Here is a 23,119-nt window from a genome sequence, read left to right as displayed (position 1 = left end):
ACAAAAAAGATCGCAACAGGAAATTTAAGATCCATCCAAACCAAGGTGAGTTATGACAGAGCTTGAAGCTTTTTTAAAAGAGCATGCAATTACAGAAGTCGAGTCAACGTTAGCAGATATGACAGGTAACGCGCGGGGTAAGTTCTACCCGACGTTTAAGTTCTTAGCTGAGAAAACAGGCCGTATCCCAGAGACGGTACTGGTGCAAAGTGTGACAGGTGATTGGGCAGACAACCACTACGACATTGTTGACGCCAGCGACCGCGACATGGTGCTCAAGCCTGATCCAAACACCTTGCGAATGGTACCTTGGGCGGATGAACCGACGGCACAAGTGATCAACGATTGTTACACTACCGATGGTGAATTACACCCATTGGCCAGTCGTACGATCTTGCGTCATATCCTGTCTCTTTATGAGAAAGAAGGTCTAAAACCTATTATCGCTCCAGAAGTTGAGTTTTACCTGATTCAACCGAATACCGACCCTGACTACGAACTAAAACCCGCTGCAGGCCGTTCTGGTAAGCGTGAAACCTCACGTCGTTCCTACAGCATTGATGCGGTAAACGAGTTCAACACTATCATCGATACCCTATATGCCTACTGCGAAGCACAAGACCTGGACGTGGACACCTTGATCCACGAATCTGGTGCGGCACAGATGGAAATCAACTTTATTCACGGTGATCCATTAGATCTTGCCGATCAGGTGTTTGTGTTCAAACGCACATTACGTGAAGCCGCGATGAAACACGGTGTCTACGCGACCTTCATGGCGAAGCCGATGAAAAACGAACCGGGCAGCGCGATGCACATCCACCAAAGCTTAGTGGACGCTGAAACGGGTCAAAACGTTTTCGATAACAATGGCGAGCCGAGTGAGTTGTTCTACCACTACCTAGGTGGCTTGCAGAAATACACGCCGAACGCGATTTCTTTCTTTGCGCCGAACGTTAACTCTTACCGCCGCTTCTCCCCTGAAATGGCAGCACCGATCAACATGCAATGGGGCTTTGACAACCGCACAGCAGGTCTACGTATTCCGTATGCACCGCCACAAGCGACACGCATTGAAAACCGTTTCCCTGGCGCGGACTGTAACCCTTACTTAGCCATCGCCGCGACCTTGGCCTGTGGTTACTTGGGTATGAAGCAAAAACTGCGTCCGACCGAACCCACCAAAGGCAACCAGCCGCCTTCTGAATACCAAGAAGTGGAAATTGCCCGCACCTTGGAAGAAGGCCTTCGTCTATTAGAAGACTGCGAACCATTGTGTGAAATCCTAGGCATGGACTTTGTCACCGCTTACATGGGCGTTAAACGTAGCGAATTCGAAACGTTTAACCGCGTGATCAGCTCATGGGAACGCGAGCACCTGCTATTGAACGTGTAATAACTTTCAAACCGTGATGCCCAATGACTTGGATAGAAAAGCCAAGCGTGGGCATCCTTATGACATCACTAAAGGAATCAACCATGACACACCCACAACGAAAAATGCGACGTGTAGTACCCATTGCAAGCTTAGTCTGTGCGTTGAGCGCAGGCGCTACGCCTGCCATGGCGGAGACACTCAAGTTTTACAACTGGTCTGACTACATTGCAGAAGACACCATCGAACGTTTTGAAGCTGAAACCGGCATCGACGTGATCGAAGACGTATTCGATAGCAACGAAGTGCTAGAAGCCAAACTGTTGGCAGGCAACTCAGGTTACGACCTGGTTGTACCGACGGCTTCGTTTATGGGCCGCCAGATCCAAGCGGGTGTGTTTGATACCTTAGACAAGTCAAAACTGTCTAACTTACATCGTGTTGATACAGAGCTGCTGTCTTTCCTAGAAGCAGTCGACCCGGGCAACCAATACGGCGTACCTTACCTTTGGGGCACCACAGGGATTGGTTACAACGTTGATAAAGTGAAAGAAGTACTGGGCGAAGACGCGCCAGTTAACAGCTGGGATCTGGTGTTCAAACCGGAAAACATGGAAAAACTGCAGTCCTGTGGCGTCATGTTCCTAGACTCACCAGACGAGCTTTACCCACTGGTTTTAAACTACCTCGGCAAAGACCCAAACAGCCGCACCCAATCGGACTACGCCTTGGACAGCGAAGGGGTTGAACTGCTGAAAAGCGTGCGCCCATACGTTAGCCAATTCCACTCTTCTCAATACATCAGCGCCCTCGCAAACGGCGATGCTTGCGTTGCCATCGGTTGGTCGGGTGACGTGATCCAAGCACAAGACCGCGCCATCGAAGCGGAAAACGGCATCAACATCGAATACAGCATTCCAAAGGAAGGCACACAAGTCTGGTTCGACATGCTAGCGATTCCAAAAGATGCCAAAAACAAAGACGCAGCGCATAAATTCATCGACTTCCTACTACGCCCTGACGTCATCGCCGATATCTCCAACTACGTCGCCTACGCCAACCCGAACGTTGACGCCATGGATCTACAAGACGAAGAAATCCGCGACAACGAAGGCATCTACCCACCAGCGGATGTGAAAAAGAAACTGTTCGCACAGAAAGTCCGCGGCATGCGAATTGAACGCCTAATGGTCCGCCTCTGGACCGACATCAAAACAGGCCGCTAGAGAGTTCTAAACCCACATAAAAAAACGGAGGTATTCCCTCCGTTTTTTCATTCAGCAATGGTCTTGTAGGACCGAGCTGTGCTCGGGAACAACCTAGCGTCCTCCTCGGCAATGCGCTTCGCCTTATTGCTGTAGGTGTGAGCTTCCATGCAATTCAATTCGCTTGCGCAACTTCTTCGCTTCGTACCTCAGCTCGAAACGTCAGCGCGAATCAAACGCATGGAATCTTTGTAGGACCGCGCTTTGCGCGGGAAATTGGGTTTTGTACGACCCGATTGTATCGGGGAGAAGTCTTTAAGTTCTCGGGAAATGAGAGGAACTAAGACTTACCAAAACATGCTCAAAGCTGTCTGTGTATCCTTGGTCTGCTTCTTTCACAGATTGATCAAAGTCGCTTTTAAAGCCTGATTGAGAAAGCAAATGCAGCGTCTCCTGCAAGCCTTCATAGTGCTCACGAGACATCATAACGACCCTGTCTGTCTCATTTATGATTTCGATAATCTTATTGTCTTTGTTCACTTGCTCTATCAACTTAGAAAGTGAAGCTTGAGCGTCTGTAGCTGTAATCGTTTTCATAAAGAAAGCCTTTCATTAAGTACTTAGATAGCATAAGTCGATTTTCATGCTTGAGCGAATCCTTAAAGGATAGAGCCTTGCAGCTCCTCCATAACTGGCTATAATGTGAACACAACTTATCCTTCTTCCACGTGTGGCGACATACAGACCCCTGGAGTTGGACGAATAAGCCGGCCCCGTGCCGGTTTTTTCACATCTAAAGCCTAGGAAGGCGATAGTAGTGTCACTGGTGCGCGAGCTTCCATGCAATTCAATTCGCTTGCGCAACTTCTTCGCTTCGTCCCTCAGCTCGAAACGTCAGCGCGAATCAAACGCATGGAAGCTTTGTAGGACTGCGCTTTGCGCGGGAAATTGGGTCTTGTACGACCCGATTGTATCGGGGAGCAAGCTCTCAGCCTAGATGATAAATCGCCAACACTTTGATCTCAGAACATTGGTCACAGCATCAGAAATGGATTAACCTATAACCAATGCAGTCAAGGATGACTAGAACGCACCTCTCTTAACTCTTCCTTGAACGGCACGGTTATTTAACGAAATGGGTATGCGCGTTTTTACATGCCTGAAGCGCTCACTTTTTATAAATTTATAATTATTTCAATAGGTTATGGTTTTACCTTCCACAAGACTAAAACAGAATAACGCGCACACCGGTTTATTGGGTAAATGCGCATGCGCACTATGATAATGTTAGCCCCTAAAAGAGAAGTCATGAGCAAGAAAATAGTTCTTATTTCATGCGTAAGCCAAAAGCTATCGCATCGTGCAAAAGCGAAAGATCTTTATGTGAGTACGCTTTTCAAACTGAATCTTAAATACGGTAATAGCTTAAAACCTGATGCAATTTATATTCTTTCTGCAGAGCACGGGCTTTTGAGCTTGGATCAAATGATAGATCCATATGAAAGAACCTTGAATAACATGCGCGCGCCGGATATTAAGGAGTGGGCGAACAAAGTTTTGTCTCAACTGAAAGAGGTCACCTCCTTAAAAGGCGATGCGTTCACATTTCTCGCAGGCGAAAAATATCGAAGGTACTTATTGCCTCATTTGAGCAATACAGAAATTCCACTTAAAGGCTTGCCCATTGGCAAACAGCTTAAGCATCTCAAGGAGCTTACGGCATGAGCAAAGAGTGTGAAACAATACATAAATTGGCTAGAAGCTTGAAAAGGCACACTTTCCCCTTTGATGATTCAGAAATCCCATCTAACGGAATTTACATATTATTTGAAAAAGATGAGAAAGGTCATGGAGGAGACCGAATTGTTCGAGTAGGTACACATACTGGAGACAATCAGCTTCGACCAAGGCTCAAACAACACTTTCTGAATGAAAATAAGGATAGGAGCATATTCAGAAAGAATATCGGCCGCTCGTTACTTAAACAGGCCAATGATCCCTTTCTTGAGTATTGGGAGCTTGATCTTACTACCCGAAAGTCCAAGGAGAAGTATGCGCATCTGATTGACTTTGAATATCAAAAAGTTATTGAGTCACGAGTTAGTCAATACATTCAAGGTGCTTTTTCATTCTGCGTGTTTGAAGTAAATGACAAGAAGAAGCGACTAGAAATCGAATCAAAAATCATTTCGACCGTTTCTTGGTGTGAGAGGTGCACCCCGTCAAACAATTGGATTGGCAGTTTTTCACCAAAGGAAAAAATCGCAAAAAGTGGCCTATGGCTGGTAAATGAATTATATAAAACACCCTTTGACGCTTCGGGCATTCAGTGCTTTTCAAAGCTAGTAGATGGCTAACAAGTAGCTCCAGCGGACAAAATACCCATTGCGCCCGCATTTATCCGGTGAGCTCGGCGTTACTTCCAAGGAGGTCAAATGAGTAAGTATGGCGATGTGGCTGTCGAGGCAACTCGTATTGCCCAAACGGGAGTCTGCCCAATTGAAGCATGGAAAACAGCTGCAACACGTGAGTTTAAAGACCGCATAGCTTCCATTAACAAGGGATGCCCCAAAAGTACTTTCCTAGGTTTAGCTGAAGATGGTTTCATCCTAGGTGTACCGAGTGGCAGTTATACTAAGTCGATTTTAAATAAGCAGTATGCTTTAGAGGCTTTAGCGCTACTAAAACACGACGGAAATTTTAGAAAAGACTTAAAAAAGCTATGGGCTCAGTCGTGTGGTTCCGAGTCGAAAGCGCATAATCATCAAATGGATGTTGTTGTTTCGCTATGGTTAAGTGGGTTTTTGAAGTGAGCACATAACAAACTGTTCAAGAAGGATTCGCCACACGTGAGATTTTTATAGAAAGGCTTGTGTACGACCCGATCTTATTTGGGGAGCAAACTGATAGCCTAGATGATAAATCGCTAACACTTTGACCTCAGGGCATTGGCAACATCATCAGAAATAGCTTAGTCTCTCAGCAAAGTTGTCAAGGATGACCAGAATACACCTTTCTTACCTCTTCCTTGAACGGCACGGTTATTTATCAAAATGAGCATACGTGTTTTTACAAGCTCTAAATGCTCGTCATTGTAAAAATATCTAATAATTTTAATTGTTTACGGTCTTTTCGATCAAAGAATAATATGCACGCAGATTTACTGGATGAACGTGCATGCGCATTAATAAAATGTTATGCACTAAGAGAGGAAGTCGTGGCAAAACCAATCGAAATTCAAACAGCCATTAAGTCAATTGAATTCACGCATCTTCAATTACACCTGCTAACAGTACTTGTGTGCGCCTATTGTGAAGACACGAAGGACCTTGAACCGATCAATAATCTGTATCGTGCGGTAGGTTCTGGTGGTTACTTTGAAAAGCGTGATGTATCAGATTGGGTTAGCCGGTTTACGCCGCTCAGATACAACGCCAAAAAAAAGCGATTCACAGCTTCGCAGCTTGTTTCTGGCTGGCATATTGCTCAAGGACTTCGCCAAACGCATCTGATAGAAAGCGAGAAGCTGTCGGTGCATCTTGCAAAGCTAGCTGTCACTCCCGAACCCGAAGCAATTCATCAAGCTCTCGAAAAGGTCGAGAAGCAGCTTGAGAATATCCAAGTGGAGTTGTACAAACTCCGAGCTGCAGGGAAGCTTACTAACATTGATTCCTTTGAAATGACAACTGACGATGAGAAAACACAAATTAAGGCATATCTCGCAGCTCACCCTGCATCAGATCCGATAGGTAAATTTGGCGTGCCTCAAAGTAAGTATCGGTACGGAAGTTTTGGCTTAAGTTCCATGGATATGATTTGGTGGAACCGGTAGTGCCTAACAAACCTTTGCAGCTGACATGTGACGCGCCGCTCGGTTTGGCTACGCCAAGCCCTCTCACCGAATCAAACGCAGCTGAACTCAAGCGTTAGATTTAAATAATCCCATTAACACGATTCCATGCGTTTAATTGGCGCTGACGCGTCGAGGTACGAGACAATGGCGTAAGCCAATTGAATTGCATGGAAGAGTGCCCCCAACTATCTCGCAAATCTAAAAGACTCCCGCGCGCAGGGCGGTCCCACAAGGGCTTAAACCAACGCCCAAAACGCCTCAACTAGCGGGTTTTTCAAGCTCTTCTTCAAGGTAAACAAGCCAATGTCGTAAGGCTCTAGCTCGGGCTGTACGTCGAGGATTTTGACGCGGTCCATCAGTGGGCTGTTGTCGAGTACGATCTTTGGCACCACGCCAATACCAAATCCCAAGCTCACCATGCTTACGATGGCTTCGTTACCTGCGACCTGTGCGTAGATATTTGGCGTGATGTTTTGCTCGCTTAACCAGTCGTCCACGCGAATCCTTGAAACCCCGCCTTCGGATAAGATCATCGGCACTCGTTCCCAGTCACTTGCTGAGGCTGGTGAAGTGGTAGGAACGTTGGGTTGTTGCTCAACGGGGGCGATAAAGACTAACGGCGATTTGGTGATCGGTGCGAACGCTAAGCCTTTGTGCATGGAGGATGGGCGTGCGGCGATGGTGATTTCTTCATTGCCGTCCAAGATGCGGGTAATGGCTTTATCGGGGTCGCCAGTGTGCAGTTTGATTTCGATGTGCGGATGCACTTGGCGAAAGCGGTTTAATAGCTCAAATAAGAAGCTGTAGCTGGCGGTGACGGAGCAGTAAATGCTGATTTCACCACTGAGTTGATCCGAGTGGTCGGTGAGTTCGTGGCGAATCAGGTTCCACTGGCTGGTAGTTTCGCGGGCGTATTTCACAAAACGCTGGCCTTCGCGGGTCAGTTCCACGGTACGGTTGTCGCGGCTGAATAGGTCCACCCCCACTTCTTCTTCCAAATGGCGAATGTTGCGCGACAGTGCAGAAACACTGATGTTGCACTCGTCGCTAGCGCGGCCAAAGTGCAGCGTTTCGGCTAAGGCGAGGAATTGTTTGAGGGCTTTTGTATTCATAAAAGCCATGATAGCTCTGTTTTGCAAAAAATGGGACGTTATATTGCAAATATATCAATTTACGAAAGGATCGCTCTTCTATACATTGAACTTACTTCGCAACACAGCCCTGCTTTTCAGCGTTGTGTATGTGTCACTCTTTTTTAATATCGACGTGTTTTGATGTCGGTACTTTAATCATAAAAATTTAGGATGTGTTAACCATGGCTAACTACTTCAATACTTTGCCGCTACGTGAGCAACTAGCTCAACTAGCAAAATGTCGTTTTATGGATATGTCAGAATTTGCTGATGGCGTAGAAGCGCTTAAAGGCAAAAAAATGGTAGTAATCGGTTGTGGTGCACAAGGTCTTAACCAAGGTCTTAACCTACGAGATTCTGGTCTAGACGTTTCTTACGCGCTACGTCCAGAAGCAATCGAGCAGAAGCGTCAATCTTGGAAAAACGCGACTGAAAACGGTTTCACAGTAGGCACTTACGAGGAACTAATCCCAACAGCTGACGTGGTTCTTAACCTGACTCCAGATAAGCAACACACATCTGTAGTAAAAGCGGTTATGCCTCTTATGAAAGAAGGCGCTTGCCTATCTTACTCTCACGGTTTCAACATCGTTGAAGAAGGCATGCAAATCCGTGACGACCTAACTGTAATCATGGTTGCACCTAAGTGTCCTGGTTCTGAAGTACGTGCAGAATACGTTCGTGGCTTCGGTGTACCAACACTTATCGCTGTTCACGAAGACAACGATCCTAAAGGCGAAGGTCTTGCACTAGCAAAAGCTTACGCAGTAGGTACTGGCGGTCACAAAGCAGGCGTTCTAATGTCTTCTTTCATCGCGGAAGTTAAGTCTGACTTGATGGGTGAGCAAACTATCCTTTGTGGTATGTTGCAAACTGGTTCGATCCTTTGCTTCGACAAAATGGTTGAAGAAGGCATCGACGCAGGTTACGCATCTAAGTTGATCCAGTACGGTTGGGAAACTATCACTGAAGCACTTAAGTACGGTGGCGTGACAAACATGCTAGACCGTCTTTCTAACCCAGCTAAGATCAAAGCATTTGACCTTGCTGAAGAGCTTAAGCAAATCATGCGTCCGCTTTACAACAAGCACCAAGACGACATCATGGACGGTACTTTCTCTCGCGTGATGATGGAAGACTGGGCGAACGACGACGCTAACCTTCTAAAATGGCGTGCAGAAACTGCTGAGACGAACTTCGAGAAGACTCCAGCAGGCGACGTAGAAATCTCTGAGCAAGAGTTCTTCGACAAAGGTATCTTGATGGTAGCAATGGTTAAAGCGGGTGTTGAGTTAGCATTCGAAACTATGACTGCTGCAGGCATCATCGCTGAATCTGCTTACTACGAGTCTCTACACGAAACTCCGCTAATCGCGAACACTATCGCTCGTAAGAAACTTTACGAAATGAACGCGACGATCTCTGATACAGCTGAGTACGGTTGTTACCTATACAACCACGCTTGTGTACCACTACTAGCGGACTTCATGAAAGGCATCAAAACTGACGTAATCGGTAAAGGCCTATCTGTAGAAGACAACGGCGTAGATAACGCTCGTCTAATCGAAGTAAACGCAGCGCTACGTTCTCACCCAGTTGAGGCAGTAGGTGCGGTTCTTCGTGGTCACATGGCTGACATGAAGAAGATTGTTTAATTTTCATTAGAAATTAAACACTTAAAAAGCCGAGTAGTTCGAAAGAGCACTCGGCTTTTTTGTCGCTTTCTCTTTTGCAATTAGTTCGACATTGGTAAGGAATCACTCATGGACTTTCGTATTTGCCTTGAAAACCTCAGCGTAAACTTTGATGAACGCTTTCATCTGAACAACATTGATTGGACGATTGAGCCAAGCCAGCATTGGGTGATTACAGGTACGAATGGGTCGGGTAAGTCAGCTCTCGCAGCGGTGCTTGCAGGTGTGGGTGAAATCGAATCAGGTCAGTTATCGGGCCTACCAAGCCGTGTAGGGTTAGTCTCGTTTGAAGCGCAAGCAGAGTTAATTGCGAAAGAACTGAAAAAAGACGACGCCGACATCATGGATGTCATTGCCATCGGTACGCCGGTGCAAGAAATGATCTTTGAAAACTGTGCGGACCCAGAACTGGCCGCAGAGTTGGTGGAAAAGTTTGGCCTAAGCCATTTGCTGGATCGAGCGTTTCGCAAACTGTCGACGGGCGAGACCCGCAAGGTCATGCTGATCCGAGCATTGTCGAGCAAGCCGGATTTATTGATCCTAGATGAGCCATTTGATGGCTTAGACGCGGATACTCTAGCGATGCTGCAACAGCACTTAGCATCGATCATCGATACTACACCCATGGTGATGGTATTGAATCGCTTTGATGAAATGCCAAGCTTTATCACCCATGTGGCTTACTTGGAAAAAGACGGTCATGACGGCGGCACACTAGCGTTTAAAGTGGATCGTAACGACGAATCAGCGTTTGCTGAGCTATACCAACTATTGCACCTGAAAACCACGGATCTACAAGTTCCTGAGACCGATCCTGCCAGCAAACTGCCTGCTTTAGACCCACAGCAGCCATTGGTAAAACTTACCGATGCGACGATCAAATACGGCGATACGGTAATCGTAGATAAGCTCAACTGGACCATTGAATCAGGTAAACATTGGCAGCTGAGCGGCCCGAATGGCAGTGGTAAAACAGGTGTCTTGTCGTTGATTACCGGCGATCACCCACAGTGTTATGTGAACGATATTTTCGTGTTTGGTTTCCAGCGTGGTAATGGCGAAAGCATCTGGCAGATTAAGCAATTTATTGGCTATGTCTCGACCGCATTGCAATGGGAATACCGCGTCAGCGTCAGCTGTAAAAACGTCATCATTTCTGGCTTCTACGACAGCATCGGCATGTACACCAAATCGACTGATAACCAGAAAAAGATTGCTGATGAATGGTTGGCGTTATTAGGTATGAGTGATCGTGCCGATCAACCGTTTAACAAGCTTTCCTACGGCGATCAACGTTTGTTATTAATTGCCCGTGCCATGGTCAAACACCCGCCGCTATTGATCCTAGACGAGCCGTGCTTAGGCTTGGACGACATGAACCGACAGCTAGTCTTAGCGTTGATTGAAAAGATCTGTGCCGGTAAAGAAACCACCGTACTGTACGTAAACCACCACGCCGAAGACCAAATCGCAGGCATCGAACACTACCTAGCACTGGAGAAAAACGCTTAAAACACATGTATGCCCCGATTCTATCAGGGATAGAGCCGTTTTGTAGGACTGCGCTGCGCGCGGGAACAACCTCGCACCCTCCGCAGTAATAAGATTCGCCTGATTGCTGCTGGCTGGAGTTTTCAAGCATTCAATTCGCTTGCGCAACTTCTTCGCTTCGTCCCTCAGCTCGAAACGTCAGCGCGAATTAAACGCATGAAACCTCTAATGAAGGTCGCGATATTTTTTGTACGACCCTATTGCATCGGGGAGAAACCAGCCTTGTAGGACTGCGCTGTGCGCGGGAACAAAAAAGCCGCTAATTCCCTCGAATTAGCGGCTTTTTATCATCTAAATCAGGCTTATTTCAAAACCGCTTGAATGTCGCGCCAGTCGACGATTTTGAAGTTTTGGTTCTCGGCTTTGTATTGGCTATCAATGTTGTACCAATCCTGTGCTAAGAACAGGCCGTTCGGGAACTCGTCACCTAAGCTTTGTGAAACGGCGTGGATGCCGTCGGTGTCGGTAGCGCCGTCTGTGCCGCGTTCGTCATCGCCGATGATGGCGAAGCTTTTTACGAATTTGCCTTGATCATTTAAATCAAACACCGCATAGGTGTTGTTACCTTGGCTTGAGGCGATCAGCAGGTTTTGCTTTTTGGTTTGGTAAAGGGTTAAGCCTTCGATGTCGTCGATTAGGTGTTTACCATCCACTTCGGCAAAGATTTGACCTTCTGTGCTGCCATTCTCACGGGCATCGAACGCCCAGATCGCGTGGTCTTCTTCACCTACATATAGAGTCTGAGTTCGGTCATCCACCACACAGCCTTCTGGCTGTGACGGTACGTTTAGGGTGCGCACAACGGTGCCTTGAGCTTCGTCATTTTTCACGCTAATGCGCCATTGTTTGATCTGGCCATCTTTGCCGTTCACGAATACATAGGGTGTTCCGTCTTCGCCACGTGACATACACAGGCCGTAGACTTCATCGACGCTGGACAGTAGCTCTGGTGCCTCTGGGTGCACTGTGCCTTGAGTGGCAGGCAGTGGTTTGATCGGCGTAGCAGAACCATCGATGGTGTACAGTGTGATTGTGTTCTTCTTACGGTTTGACGCCGCTGCTAGCGCGATCGGATTACCTTCTGCATCGATCACATCTTGGCGAATATCGACGTTGTTGGGCTTGCCGCCTTCTAGATATTGGATCTCGTTACCTTGTAGGTCATAAGCCATCAAGCCGCCCTTTTTGTTGGTGGCGATGATCAGACTGTCTTTGGGGGATTTGGCGTTATACCAAAGGGCTGGGTCGTCCGCCGCATCGCCATGGTTATCGACGGCTTTGGTTTCACCGTGAGCACGCACCAATTCCACGCCTTTGATTTCAAGCTCCCGTGGAGACAAGGTGTTTTCTGCTTTATAGCCCGAAAGCTTTTCAAGCTCGTCCCAAGAAAGGGTTTGGTAAACGGGCTCGTCTAGCTCGGTGTTACCAATCCAAAGCTGCTGAGTGGACGCGCTGACCAGCTTGGCTTCTTCAACACCTGCGACATCAAACTTACCAAGAAATTTATGGCTAACACGATCGTATAGCACAAAGCCTTGGCCTTCATCGGCGATGACAATGGCACCTTTGCCATGTGCTTGATAAACGATGTCTAGGTTTTCAATCTCTTCTAAATGACCAAGTGGCTCAACCACATCCAGTAGCGCGCGGTCTTTGACGTTCTCAGGATCAGCACCGTACCCCCAGACACCAACGTTTTGCTCTGCCACGTATAAGGTATTGGTTTCGTCATCCATAGCACAACCACTTAACTCACCGCCCACATTCATGGCGCGGACAAACGTTGGTTTGCCGTTATGTTGGATCGCACTGCTGACCTTTGAGCCATCGTACTTGAGCTTATATTGCACCAGGTTGCCTGCATCGTCGTAACTAGCGACAAACATGTTGCCCGATGTGGCATTTTTACCCAAACAGACGCCTTCTGGCGTGATCTCTAGAGGCAAGCGCCCTACCTCTGTTAGCGGAGCATTCGCTTTGCTGTTGATCTGGTAGAACGCGATGGCGTCTTCATCAGGTAGGCCAACGGCTGCGATGTCGGCTTTCTTACCGTCTTCTGAACGCAAGCCATAACGCACGTCTGCGCCCAATGCTTCGATACCCTCAATATGCTGAATTTCTTTGCCTGAGGCGTTATACACCGCGATGCCATTGCCTTCTAGGGTGCTAATCAATAAAGACTGCTGACCGTCTGCGGATTGCCATACCGCGCTGTCGGCAATGTCTTCATAGCTAGTGGATGTGGTCGCTGCGTAGCTGCTACTGGCTGCCAATAAAGCGGTGGCAATCAGAGTGTGTTGGAAACGAGGCATAAAGGCTCCTAATCATGAAATAAGGGTTGGTCATAAGAATTAGGGGCACTGTAAAAAGGTTGTGTGGCAGATTTGTGACAGATTTTTTTGACGCTCTCGGAACGAGGTTGATTTGATGGGTTTTACAGATTTTTGAGCTTTTTAGCGGCCATTTATCCCTTTTTAACTGGTTTTTATCGTCACTTTTATCGTCTGTTTAGCTCTTTTTGAAGAAAATTCAGCTCTTATGTGAGCTGATCGGACTTTGCCTGTCATATAAGTGTCACATGATGCGCGTAGAAACATTGCTGTCTTGAGGAGAGCTAAATGATTCGTCGCGTTCGCTACACACTGCTGCACACTTATGTTTTTGCCAAAATGCTGGTACCCCATTGGCCGTGGTTGATCGGCCTACCATTGAGCATGGCGGTTATCATCCTTTTGAATAAAACCGCAGGCGCAGTGATCCCTACCGTTGATTGGGTATGGTTGGACATCATCGGCGAAGGCGGCTTAGCGCTGTTTATGGTGATGTGGATGCTGATTGTACTGGCGACCCGTGAGCCGGGATTTATCACCAATTGGATGGCATTTGGCTTCTTGTGTCTGTGCGCTTCCAGCTTCCAAGACATGCTGGATGAAATCTATGTGCTGCCAGACGCTGTCTCTTGGGATAAATGGATCGAGTCAGCTCCCGTGGGTTTAGTGTCGTTGGTAATCGGATTGATCCTTTGGTATCGCGAACAGCGCCAGCTTAAGAAGTACTTAAATAAACGTTCGGGCGTGCTGCAAAACGACTTGGCGCTACACGAAGATAGCCTATTGCCACAATGGTCAGCGTTAGCCAAAGCAGTGCAAGACGCCCCTGCACATCAGCCTACCTTGGTGGTGCTGCGTGTCGCCCCCGAAGTACGCAGCCAACTACCATTAACGCTGCAAGATCAAAGCAAATTGCGCTTTTTAATCGCTGAAATGCTGCTTTGGAACAGCCCTGATGCCAGCCAAGTCTTTCAACTGACGGGGGAAGGCTACGCCCTGTTATCGGCGGCTCCGGTTTCTCAAGAACAGATTAATGATGTGGTGTTGTTGCTGCGCTCCATGCGTTTTCGCGGCAAAGGCCACAAGCAGGCGACATTGTTAGAAGTGAAGTCACGTACCTTAATATTGGAAAACGCCTTATCCGATTCAGAGCTACGCAATAACATACAGCAAGTGCAAGCTGACCTTGCTTCGACGGCTGATGGAATCGTAAACAGCCAATCGATCGCGAATGTTCATGTGGTGTAGAGATGGCCAAGTCTTGGTGTGAATCCCATGAGGCGACCGTCGCTCTGCAAGCAGGTGTCCTGCAAATGGGCGACGTGGCGCTTCAGCGCGCGATACCGATGGACGTGTTGCTAAGTAAAACCAAACTGTTCGCTACGGACCTACAAAATCCGAGAACGCTATTATCAGCGAAACAGCTGGCGCAGTTGTTTCGCAACGCCAGCTTTCTATTATCCCGCCCAGACTTACCCTTGGTCATCGGCCAGCAGCTGTTGCCCATCAGCCTGCAACACTTTGGTTTAGGCGTTATGCATGCTGCAAACGTGGCGCAGGCATTGGATTATCTACTGAAAGCACAAAGCCTTTGGTCGCCTCTACTGCATGTGACCGCACTCAAGCACGAAGGCTATTTATCTCTGTATTGGAGCGATGCGGGGGCTCATCTTGACCCAGAGGAATTTACCTTAGCGGTACTGATGGAGATGGAAGCCCTGCGCTCTATATTGCTCTGGTTAGGCGTTGACCTGCATGCAGCTGAGTGGGCATTTGAACTGAAAAGCCTACCTACCAATACCCTATCTGAATGCCAAAGCCGATGGGCCGCCAGCCCTATAAAGACAAACTGTGAGCGCTTTGTACTGACCTTACCCAACACATTACTGCATGAGCCGTTGAAACAAGCATCGAGCAGCCTCTTTCACGTCAGTGAACAGCAAGTCGCCCAACTACCGCTGAGCTTTTTGGGTTTTATACAGCAACGTTTACTGCAAGAGATACGTGAGATGCCATCGTTAGAAACCTTGGCAGAAGAAATGGCCATCAGCCCCGCGACCCTCAAACGCAAACTCAAAGCCCACGGCACCAGCTATCAAAAGCAAATGGACCAAGCGCGCAGCTTAATGAGCTACCACTACAGCCACAAACTCGGCTACTCCACCGAAAGAGTCGCCGAATCGCTTAACTTCTACGACACCAGCAACTTCCGCCGCGCCATGAAACGCTGGATCCTAGCTTCCTAACCCCTAGGCTTCAGCTCTTGTAGGACTGCGCTGTGCGCGGGAACAACCTAGCATCCTTCGCGGCAATGCGCTTCGCCTGATTGCTGCGGGTTGGAGCTTCCATGCAATTCAAATATTTAGAAAGCACGCGAATCAAACGCATAGAATCTCTTGTAGGACCGCGCTGTGCGCGGGAACAACCTCGCATCCTCTGCCGCAACGCGCTTCGCCTGATTGCTGTTGGCCTGAGCTTCCAAGCATTCAATTCGCTTGCACAACTTCTTCGCTTCGTCCCTCAGCTCGAAACGTCAGCGCGAATCAAACGCATGGAATCTCTTGTAGGACTGCGCTGCGCGCGGGAACAACCTTGCATCCTCTGCTGCAAAGAGCTTCGCCTGATTGCTTCGGGCTGGAGCTTTCATGCAATTCAACTATTTAAAAAAGCACGCGAATCAAATGCATGGAACCTCTGATGAAGGTCGTAATATCGGTTTTTGTACGACCCGATTGTATCGGGGAGCTGGTCCGCAGCCTAGGTTAAAAGCCGCTAAGACTTTGATCTCAGAACATTGGCAACGGTATAAGAAATAGCTTAACCTCTAACCAACACTGTCACGGATGACTGGAGAACACCTTTCTTTTTCCTCCCCCTGACAGACGCGGCTTTCTATCAAAATGAGCATGCGTATTTATACATATTTTGTATAATAAATTTAATTTCATCAATAGCTTATGGCTTTATGATCGATATCCAAGTGCAGAATAACGCGCACACACGGTTTATTGGATAAACGCGCATGCGCATTAATAAAACGTTATGAATCAAATCAACTATGAATGATCATCTAGGTAAAGAACCTCCTGAATATGGAGAAATTGTTTTTGAAATCAACAGATCTCCAGTATCCCTCCAATCAAAATCAGAAAAGAAAAATGAGTTTAAAGATTTTGTGTCGTCAATAGTAAAAGGTGCGGGATTCTTATTGTCAGGAGATGTTAAATTACTCATAGAGTGGCGAGTAACGGAGCAGCACAGATATGAGCATGCAAGCGCATATGATGTTGACAACATCATCAAGCCACTTCTAGATTCTATATCTGGCCCAGATGGAGTCTTAGTTGATGATAATCAGGTTCAATCTATTGAGTGCTATTGGACTGATATCTATCATGACCCAGATGAAAAGCTAATTGTGACGATTAAATATGTAAGTGATGAGTGGCTTCCGAAAGAAGGCTTGGAGTTCCTTTCTTTTGAAGGAAATTTATGTCTTCCTATATGGAACAACATGAAGCCTGAGCATCAAAAAATTTTTATAGAACGTTATAGATCTGGCATTGAATTTAAAAATCAAGCTTTAGAAGCTGGCATAGAGTACTACCAAGCAAAATTAGTCATGCCTATACAGCGAGTATTTCATAAGGGGAGGCTAGCGGGCTTCAAAATAACTAGTGCAACTGACCGCCTAGCGGAGATAAATAATTCATAACAAGCCGCTCAAATTCGTTCCGGCCAAAAAAATCGTGGCCTCCACTGTGCTCGCTAACGCTCGCCGTTTAGCGGGGCATTAGACGCTCCTCCCCCCAAAACAAAGCCTGCACGAGGCAGGCTTTATCAACAGATCCAATTCTCAACAGACCTTAAACGCGATCAATCCTGTTTAGGCTTTTCGTCCCAAACACTTAGGTCGATGTCTTTCTGTACTTCAGGGTAGTCGTCTGAGTTAAAGATCGGTGTACGAGTCTTGTTCTGAGCGAAGTAGTCTTTGGTCAGTTTCACGACCAAACCAGACAGCAGTACGATGGCGATTAAGTTGATGGTTGCCATGAGGCCCATCGCTGCATCGGCTGCGTTGAAGACCATTGCTACGCTTTCGTACGCGCCCCAAGGGATCATCGCTAGCGCTAGGACACGCAAGATGAAGATACCTGGTTTGCTTGCCCACTTCAGGTACGTCAGAGCGTTTTCCGCGTAGCTGTAGTTACCAATGATCGAGGTGAAGGCGAAGAAGAAGATTGCGATGGCAACAAAGTAATGGCCAAAGCTGCCGACGTGGTGCGACATCGCGGTTTGCGTTAGGACTATGCCTGACTCGCCGTTGCCTAGCACGCCGGACAGCAAGATCATCAAGGCAGTTGCGGTACAGATGAGCAATGTATCGATGAATACACCGAGTGATTGCACCATGCCCTGAGACGCTGGGTGGTGTGGGTTAGGCGTTGCTACTGCTGCGATGTTTGGTGCAGAACCCATACCGGCTTCGTTCGAGAATAGACCTCGCTTAACACCGTTTAGCAATGCACCGGCGATACCGCCAGCAGCTTGTTCAATACCAAAGGCGCTCTTGAAAATCAGCGCAAACATGGCTGGAACTTGCTCGAAGTTCACCGCGATGATGTACAGCGCCAACGCTAAGTAAGCAATTGCCATAAATGGCACGACGATCTCAGCGAAGCGTGCGATTTTCTTGATGCCGCCAAAGATAACAATCGCGGCCAGTACCATAATCACAAGACCTGAGGTCAATTTAGGCACACCAAATGCGCCTTCCATTGCTCCGGCAATCGAGTTGGCTTGTACCGCATTGAACACTAGACCGAAGGCAAGGATCAGCGCCAAGGAGAAGATAGCACCCGCCCATGGTGCTTTTAAACCTTTGCTGATGTAGAACGCCGGACCACCGCGTAGCTGGCCGTTTTGGTCACGTACTTTGTAAAGCTGTGCCAAAGTGCTTTCTGCGTAAGCGGTTGCCATACCGATCAAAGCAACGACCCACATCCAGAAGATGGCACCTGCGCCGCCTAATGCCAGCGCAACGGCAACACCTGCCATGTTACCTGTGCCGACGCGGGAGGCTAGGCTGGTACATAAGGCTTGGAAGGGGGAAATGCCGCCACGGTCGCTTTGTGGGGCTTTGAATACGGTGCGGACAAATTCAGGAAAGTGGCGGATTTGGATAAATCCTAAACGCAGGGTGAAGTACACGCCAACGGCCAACAGACCATAAATCAGAATATAGCCCCAAAACAGCGTATTGAGGGAATCAATTAAAGTTGCCATACGGCACTCCCAGTATGTTGTGATTATTTGCGAGGGGTAAGGGCTCGGGTAGAGCCCCCAGAAGAGGCGCATTTTTGATGCGTCTCCTCTAAAAAGGGAGCAAGACTAGCGGTTTGCATAAATTTGGCAAGGCAAAATGGGTAATAAATGCGCACTAATGGTGCATTTTAATAGCAAGAGCGACTTTATGGTGCATTTTTTGATCTAAGTATTTTCAAACCAAACTGGGTAATCTCACCTGACTGAACTTCTCGCACGGTCAGTTCTATCTCTCCGAAACGGCAACGGTCCCCGACCACGACTCGGCCATGGAACTTGTCGATAAAGACATCACGAACGCTACAGTCTAGATAAGCGTCTTCTACGGTGAAGAAATACAAGTACGCCAAATCACGCATTTTGGCGTCGCTGTTGACCACAAAGTCCCCATAAAACTGGCTCATCGACGTGTGCTGTTGATGTTGGCCTGGTGTGAAGTATTTGTTCAGCTCGGCGTCGCTTTCTACTTGGGAGAAAAAGGCGGCTTTGTCCGTCGCACGCAGCGATTCATCAAAGTCTTCGAGCAATTGTCCGCCACGCATCACGCCCATTGGGCGTGAGTAAGTCGTTGAAGGTAGGGATTCTGCGGAACAACCAATAAACTCACTGTCCTCTGGTACTTCATAAATCAGGATGTGACGGTTGTGGAAGTCGTCAAAGTTAATGCTAAAGGCATTCGGCGTGGCTTCTTTATCGGGCAGCTCCACTTTGAGCCAACGGGCCATGGCGGGAATACTCCACCCTTGTAGCACCAAGGACATAATCACAACGACAAACACAAGATTGAAGTAAATCGGTACTTGTTCCACACCGGAAAGTGATGGGTACATGGCCAAGATAATCGGCACCGCTCCCCTTAGGCCACACCAGCTGATAAAGGCTTGTTCACGCCAAGGAAAGTGGAACGGCAACAGCGACAAGATCACGGCAATCGGACGGGCAACGAAAATCAGCACCGCGCCAATGGCCAGCGCTGGCAAGATAACCGGCCAAATTTGGCTTGGAGTGACCAACAAGCCCAGCATTAAGAACATGCTGATTTGGCTCAGCCAAGCCATACCATCATGAAAGCGGTGGATATCGCGCTTGTAAGGCATATTGTGGGCATTGCCCAAGGTGACGCCAACGATGTAGATGGCGAGGAAGCCACTGCCGCCCCAGACGTTGGTGATGCCGAAAATACTTAAACCAGCACTGGTGACCAAAAGAGGATACAAGGAGCTGGCAAGTTGTAGTTTAGGTAACAGCTTCTTCAATAGGTAGCCGCCCGCGACGCCCATTGCTAGTCCAAGACCCATTTGTTGAATCAATTCGGTTAATAGAGACCAACCTAGCCCTCCTTCCGGTTGGCCGATCAATTGTACCATGGTGATGGTTAAGAAGATCGCCATCGGGTCGTTGGCACCGGATTCGACCTCCAGTGTGGCACCGGTTCGCTCTTTGATACGCAGTCCTGCATTCCGAATCAAGCCAAAGACGGCTGCGGCATCCGTTGAGCCAATGATAGCGCCTAAAAGCAGACTCTCCTGCCACGATAAATCCAACCACCAATACACTGCGCCCGCGGTGATCCCCGCGGTCACCAGCACGCCTAATGTGGCCAGTAAGAAGGCTGGCCGTAGACTGATGGCAAAGGACTCTTTTCGTGTCCCCAAGCCGCCATCTAGCAATATGGTCGCCAAAGCCAAGTTACCAAATAAGAACGCCAACCCTGAGTTATCAAAATGAATCCCGCCAATACCATCTTCACCGGCGAGCATGCCGACTAATAGAAATACCAACAGCAAAGGGGTGCCAAGGCGGCTAGAGAAAACACTGGCAAGGATACTCAGTAATGCGAGTAACCCAGCAAGGAAAATATATTGGCTTGAGATTTCTATCGTCATAAGGCGATCTACATTAGAGGTGGCTGGTCAGGTGCTTCAATATTCCAGTGTATGAAATGCCATCAGATCGAGCTACAGCAAGGCCTAGGCTTCTGCTGGATTTCCGCAATTGCATAATGTTTAAAGCTTAACTGTTTATATCAAAAACAAATTGTGTTGGGCGGATAAATTATTTTAATGACCACCATTGTTGCCCTACATTTTGGAATGTCTCTAGCTAACGAAGAGACATTCATAGGATCAGAATAAAAATAACAGAGGAAAGCATATGTTTAAGCGCAACGTTCTATTGGGAATTTGTCTGGTGTCGGCCTGCTTCAATGCAACAAGTGCTGAGATGGACCCAAATCGAGATGATCGTTTTGATACCAAATTTGTTTATGAATCTCGCGTCACAATCGATACACAGCGAGTGACCGTAGGTCAGAGTAAGTATGGCGAGCGGGGTATTATTTGGATCACAGGTGGCGAAGTCGAGGGTCCGAATATTAAAGGTAAGATTATTCCTGGCGGTGGTGACTGGCAGTTAGGTCGACCTGATGGCGGCAAAGATCTTGATGCTCGATACGCACTGTTAACAGACGATGGTTTCACGATTCTGATTAATAATAAGGTCACTATCGATTACCGCCCAACCGAAGACAATCCGAAAAACCGTTATGCTCGCAGTGTGCTGACATTCGATGCGCCGTTAGGAAGTCCTTATGAGTGGATGAATCGTTCCGTATTTCTGGGCACGTTAGATCGCGCCTCAAACTTTGAGGAAGACCCTGCCGTGATCATTCGGGTATGGGAGCTATTATAAACTTGCGGTGAGATGGGCGAGGCCCAACTAGCCACTAAGATCGAAGCGCAAGCCGCCATGTCGGGGAGGACATTTATCATTCAACTGAGGCGCTGGCGGCTTGCGTATCGAAATCGATTACTTCGCGTTTGGTGCTGTGGGCAACGGATATTCTTTGCTTTGGTCGGCGTTTTGCTGCGGTGCTTGCCATTGCTTTTCTAGTGGCAATACACCGGCCCAAACTGGCCAATCAAAATCTTCGTCGTCATCAATCGCGCCTTCTGCGCGCATTTTGACACTGGCTTCTTCGATCTTGATACGTACCAAGCCAGTGGCTTTCACTTCAATGTCTTTTACAGGGCGCAAGCTGTCCCAACGTCCCGGTGAGACTTTATCGAGAAACAGTTTGAAGTGATGCATTTTGACATCGTAATCTTCAATCGGCTCCGGTACGCCGAACAGGGTTACCGAACGGTAGTTAACCGAGTGGTGAAATGCTGAGCGCGCCAACACCAGACCGTCTAGCTCACAGATATTGATACAAACCTTTTGCCCTTCTTTGACTGCGCCGTGGGTATTACGGGCTTTGCTGTGGGCATGCCAGTAGAGGTATTCCCCTTCACGCCAGTGGCATGTGGGTGTGACAAAGACTTGGCCATTTGCTTGCTGACCAATGTGACACATTAAAGTGTCATCAATGATTTTATAAACGCTGGCTTGATCGTATTGGGCGCGGCCTGCCCCACGCTTTACGGTACTGGTTGGTGTTTGTAATGAGTCTGACATCTGGCTTCCTAACTTCTACTGGCTCATGGATGATTTTAGATTACGCCTATTTGGTGTTGTCAAAAATAGCCAGATTTGTATTTTTATTGCAGTCCAGATTGAAGGCCCACCCATAAAAAACGCCTACTCACACAAGTGCAAGCAGACGTCCACAGGAGAGGTTTGGCTTTAAGCGCTTACAAGCCCAACGAGCTTTTGACCGCGTCTAGGCCCGATTGACCTGAAGTCGTTGTCACACCATCCAGCCACTTATCCAGCACGGCAGGGTTTTTCTTCAGCCATGTGCTCGCGGCTTCGTTGGCAGACATACCTTCATCTGTCATAGAGATAACGGTGTTTTCCATGTCCAATGAAAATTCCATATTTTGCAGCAACTTACCGACATTACCGCATTCTTGGCTGTAGCCTTTACGTGTAACGGTGTGAATCGTGGCTCCACCGTAGTTAGGGCCAAAGTAGTCATCGCCGCCGGATAGGTACTGTAGATCAAAGTTTACGTTCATTGGGTGTGGTTCCCAAGCAAGGAAGACGATGAACTTATCGCGCTTCACCGCACGGGCGACCTGAGCCAGCATGGCTTGTTCACCAGACTCCACCACACGCCATTCGCCTAGATCGAAATCGTCTTTCTCGATCATGCCCATTAGGTTTTGGTTGGCCGGAGAACCTGCGCCGATGCCGTAAATACGCTCACCAAACTCTTTGCTGTGTTTTGCCAAGTCAGCAAAGTCCTTAACGCCTTGGTCGGCGACATATTTTGGAACCGCTAATGTGAACTTCACGCCAGTTAAGTTGGTACGGATGACGTCTAAGTCGCTTTTATATTTATCAATAAAAGCGGTTTGCGCAGGCATCCAGTTGCCTAGAAACACATCGATTTCACCGTTTTTGATGCTTTCAAAACCAATCGGCACCGCCAACAGCTTAATGTCGGTTTCGTAGCCAAGGGCTTCAAGAACCGTGGTGGCGAGGCCATTCGTTGCACCAATGTCGGTCCAACCTGGATCGGTCATGGTGACTGTTTGGCATTGCTCAGGGACCGCGGCGTAGGTGGTGCTGGCCGCTGCTGTGACCAGTGTCGCCAGCAATGTTTTATTCAGTTTTGAAAGGTTCATCAATCGGTTCCTCTGTGTATGTCGTCTATATTTGTCTGGTATTGGATGGTTAGCACTAGGCTAACAATCCAATGCATAGGCT

At 47.9% G+C, this 23,119-nt stretch carries 20 protein-coding genes; 13 read left to right on the top strand and 7 right to left on the bottom strand.

Going from position 1 to position 23,119, the window contains the following annotated elements; translation table 11 throughout:
• The first annotated feature begins 52 nt into the window (after positions 1-52).
• Positions 53-1,396, top strand: coding sequence for a glutamine synthetase family protein (locus C8D85_RS07930; RefSeq protein WP_133561404.1), 1,344 nt, complete (start codon positions 53-55; stop codon positions 1,394-1,396).
• An 83-nt stretch (positions 1,397-1,479) separates the two neighbouring features.
• Positions 1,480-2,601 carry an extracellular solute-binding protein gene (locus tag C8D85_RS07925; protein ID WP_244936961.1) on the top strand — a complete coding sequence of 374 codons (1,122 nt, stop codon included), beginning with the start codon at positions 1,480-1,482 and terminating at the stop codon, positions 2,599-2,601.
• A gap of 294 nt (positions 2,602-2,895) precedes the next feature.
• Here the strand turns inward: C8D85_RS07925 and C8D85_RS07920 are convergent, their stop codons facing one another.
• Positions 2,896-3,177, bottom strand: a complete 282-nt coding sequence (locus tag C8D85_RS07920; RefSeq protein WP_133561402.1) for a type II toxin-antitoxin system Phd/YefM family antitoxin — start codon at positions 3,175-3,177, stop codon at positions 2,896-2,898.
• A 711-nt stretch (positions 3,178-3,888) separates the two neighbouring features.
• On the opposite strand from C8D85_RS07920, the gene C8D85_RS07915 reads away from it, so the two are divergent.
• From C8D85_RS07915 to C8D85_RS07900, 4 genes are all read left to right on the top strand, one after another.
• A complete protein-coding gene (locus tag C8D85_RS07915; RefSeq protein WP_133561400.1) occupies positions 3,889-4,305 on the top strand; it encodes a DUF6884 domain-containing protein in 417 nt (138 codons plus the stop codon).
• Positions 4,302-4,937: a GIY-YIG domain-containing protein gene (locus C8D85_RS07910; RefSeq protein ID WP_133561398.1), complete on the top strand. Its 636-nt coding sequence runs from the start codon at positions 4,302-4,304 to the stop codon at positions 4,935-4,937. Before C8D85_RS07915 ends, C8D85_RS07910 begins: the two co-directional genes overlap by 4 nt.
• Before the next feature lie 78 nt (positions 4,938-5,015).
• The gene (locus tag C8D85_RS07905) at positions 5,016-5,393 is read left to right on the top strand and encodes a DUF6979 family protein (RefSeq protein ID WP_133561396.1); all 378 of its coding nucleotides are present in this window, start codon (positions 5,016-5,018) and stop codon (positions 5,391-5,393) included.
• A gap of 404 nt (positions 5,394-5,797) precedes the next feature.
• Positions 5,798-6,412, top strand: a complete 615-nt coding sequence (locus C8D85_RS07900; RefSeq protein WP_133561394.1) for a hypothetical protein — start codon at positions 5,798-5,800, stop codon at positions 6,410-6,412.
• 257 nt (positions 6,413-6,669) lie between these two features.
• Here C8D85_RS07900 and ilvY read toward each other — a convergent pair whose 3' ends face one another.
• Entirely contained in the window at positions 6,670-7,545 is an 876-nt protein-coding gene (ilvY, locus tag C8D85_RS07895) for an HTH-type transcriptional activator IlvY (protein WP_133561869.1), read from the bottom strand.
• Between the two features lie 203 nt (positions 7,546-7,748).
• On the opposite strand from ilvY, the gene ilvC reads away from it, so the two are divergent.
• Positions 7,749-9,221, top strand: coding sequence for a ketol-acid reductoisomerase (gene ilvC, locus C8D85_RS07890; RefSeq protein ID WP_133561392.1), 1,473 nt, complete (start codon positions 7,749-7,751; stop codon positions 9,219-9,221).
• A 108-nt stretch (positions 9,222-9,329) separates the two neighbouring features.
• The gene (modF, locus tag C8D85_RS07885; protein WP_133561390.1) at positions 9,330-10,772 is read left to right on the top strand and encodes a molybdate ABC transporter ATP-binding protein ModF; all 1,443 of its coding nucleotides are present in this window, start codon (positions 9,330-9,332) and stop codon (positions 10,770-10,772) included.
• A gap of 341 nt (positions 10,773-11,113) precedes the next feature.
• Here the strand turns inward: modF and C8D85_RS07880 are convergent, their stop codons facing one another.
• Positions 11,114-13,123: a phytase gene (locus C8D85_RS07880; protein WP_133561388.1), complete on the bottom strand. Its 2,010-nt coding sequence runs from the start codon at positions 13,121-13,123 to the stop codon at positions 11,114-11,116.
• A 306-nt stretch (positions 13,124-13,429) separates the two neighbouring features.
• On the opposite strand from C8D85_RS07880, the gene C8D85_RS07875 reads away from it, so the two are divergent.
• The 4 genes from C8D85_RS07875 to C8D85_RS07860 all read left to right on the top strand — a co-directional run bounded on the left by C8D85_RS07875 (position 13,430) and on the right by C8D85_RS07860 (position 16,856).
• Positions 13,430-14,389, top strand: coding sequence for a hypothetical protein (locus tag C8D85_RS07875; protein WP_133561386.1), 960 nt, complete (start codon positions 13,430-13,432; stop codon positions 14,387-14,389).
• A gap of 2 nt (positions 14,390-14,391) precedes the next feature.
• Entirely contained in the window at positions 14,392-15,387 is a 996-nt protein-coding gene (locus C8D85_RS07870) for an AraC family transcriptional regulator (protein ID WP_133561384.1), read from the top strand.
• A 101-nt stretch (positions 15,388-15,488) separates the two neighbouring features.
• Positions 15,489-15,839, top strand: a complete 351-nt coding sequence (locus C8D85_RS07865; protein ID WP_133561382.1) for a hypothetical protein — start codon at positions 15,489-15,491, stop codon at positions 15,837-15,839.
• A gap of 360 nt (positions 15,840-16,199) precedes the next feature.
• Complete coding sequence (locus C8D85_RS07860; RefSeq protein ID WP_133561380.1) at positions 16,200-16,856, top strand: RusA family crossover junction endodeoxyribonuclease; 657 nt, start codon at positions 16,200-16,202, stop codon at positions 16,854-16,856.
• A gap of 161 nt (positions 16,857-17,017) precedes the next feature.
• On the opposite strand, the gene C8D85_RS07855 is transcribed toward C8D85_RS07860, so the two are convergent.
• Positions 17,018-18,427 carry an alanine/glycine:cation symporter family protein gene (locus tag C8D85_RS07855; RefSeq protein WP_133561378.1) on the bottom strand — a complete coding sequence of 470 codons (1,410 nt, stop codon included), beginning with the start codon at positions 18,425-18,427 and terminating at the stop codon, positions 17,018-17,020.
• A 185-nt stretch (positions 18,428-18,612) separates the two neighbouring features.
• A complete protein-coding gene (locus C8D85_RS07850) occupies positions 18,613-20,352 on the bottom strand; it encodes a potassium/proton antiporter (RefSeq protein ID WP_133561376.1) in 1,740 nt (579 codons plus the stop codon).
• A 268-nt stretch (positions 20,353-20,620) separates the two neighbouring features.
• Here C8D85_RS07850 and C8D85_RS07845 point away from each other — a divergent pair, with 268 nt between their 5' ends.
• Positions 20,621-21,157, top strand: coding sequence for a DUF3237 family protein (locus C8D85_RS07845; protein ID WP_133561374.1), 537 nt, complete (start codon positions 20,621-20,623; stop codon positions 21,155-21,157).
• A 117-nt stretch (positions 21,158-21,274) separates the two neighbouring features.
• On the opposite strand, the gene C8D85_RS07840 is transcribed toward C8D85_RS07845, so the two are convergent.
• Both C8D85_RS07840 and choX read right to left on the bottom strand, forming a co-directional pair.
• Complete coding sequence (locus C8D85_RS07840) at positions 21,275-21,922, bottom strand: pyridoxamine 5'-phosphate oxidase family protein (protein WP_133561372.1); 648 nt, start codon at positions 21,920-21,922, stop codon at positions 21,275-21,277.
• 176 nt (positions 21,923-22,098) lie between these two features.
• Complete coding sequence (gene choX, locus C8D85_RS07835) at positions 22,099-23,037, bottom strand: choline ABC transporter substrate-binding protein (RefSeq protein WP_133561370.1); 939 nt, start codon at positions 23,035-23,037, stop codon at positions 22,099-22,101.
• Between the last annotated feature and the right edge of the window lie 82 nt (positions 23,038-23,119).

It is taken from the genome of Marinomonas communis (assembly GCF_004363305.1).
GTDB lineage: Bacteria > Pseudomonadota > Gammaproteobacteria > Pseudomonadales > Marinomonadaceae > Marinomonas > Marinomonas communis.
This window is presented reverse-complemented; position numbering and strand designations above follow the sequence as displayed.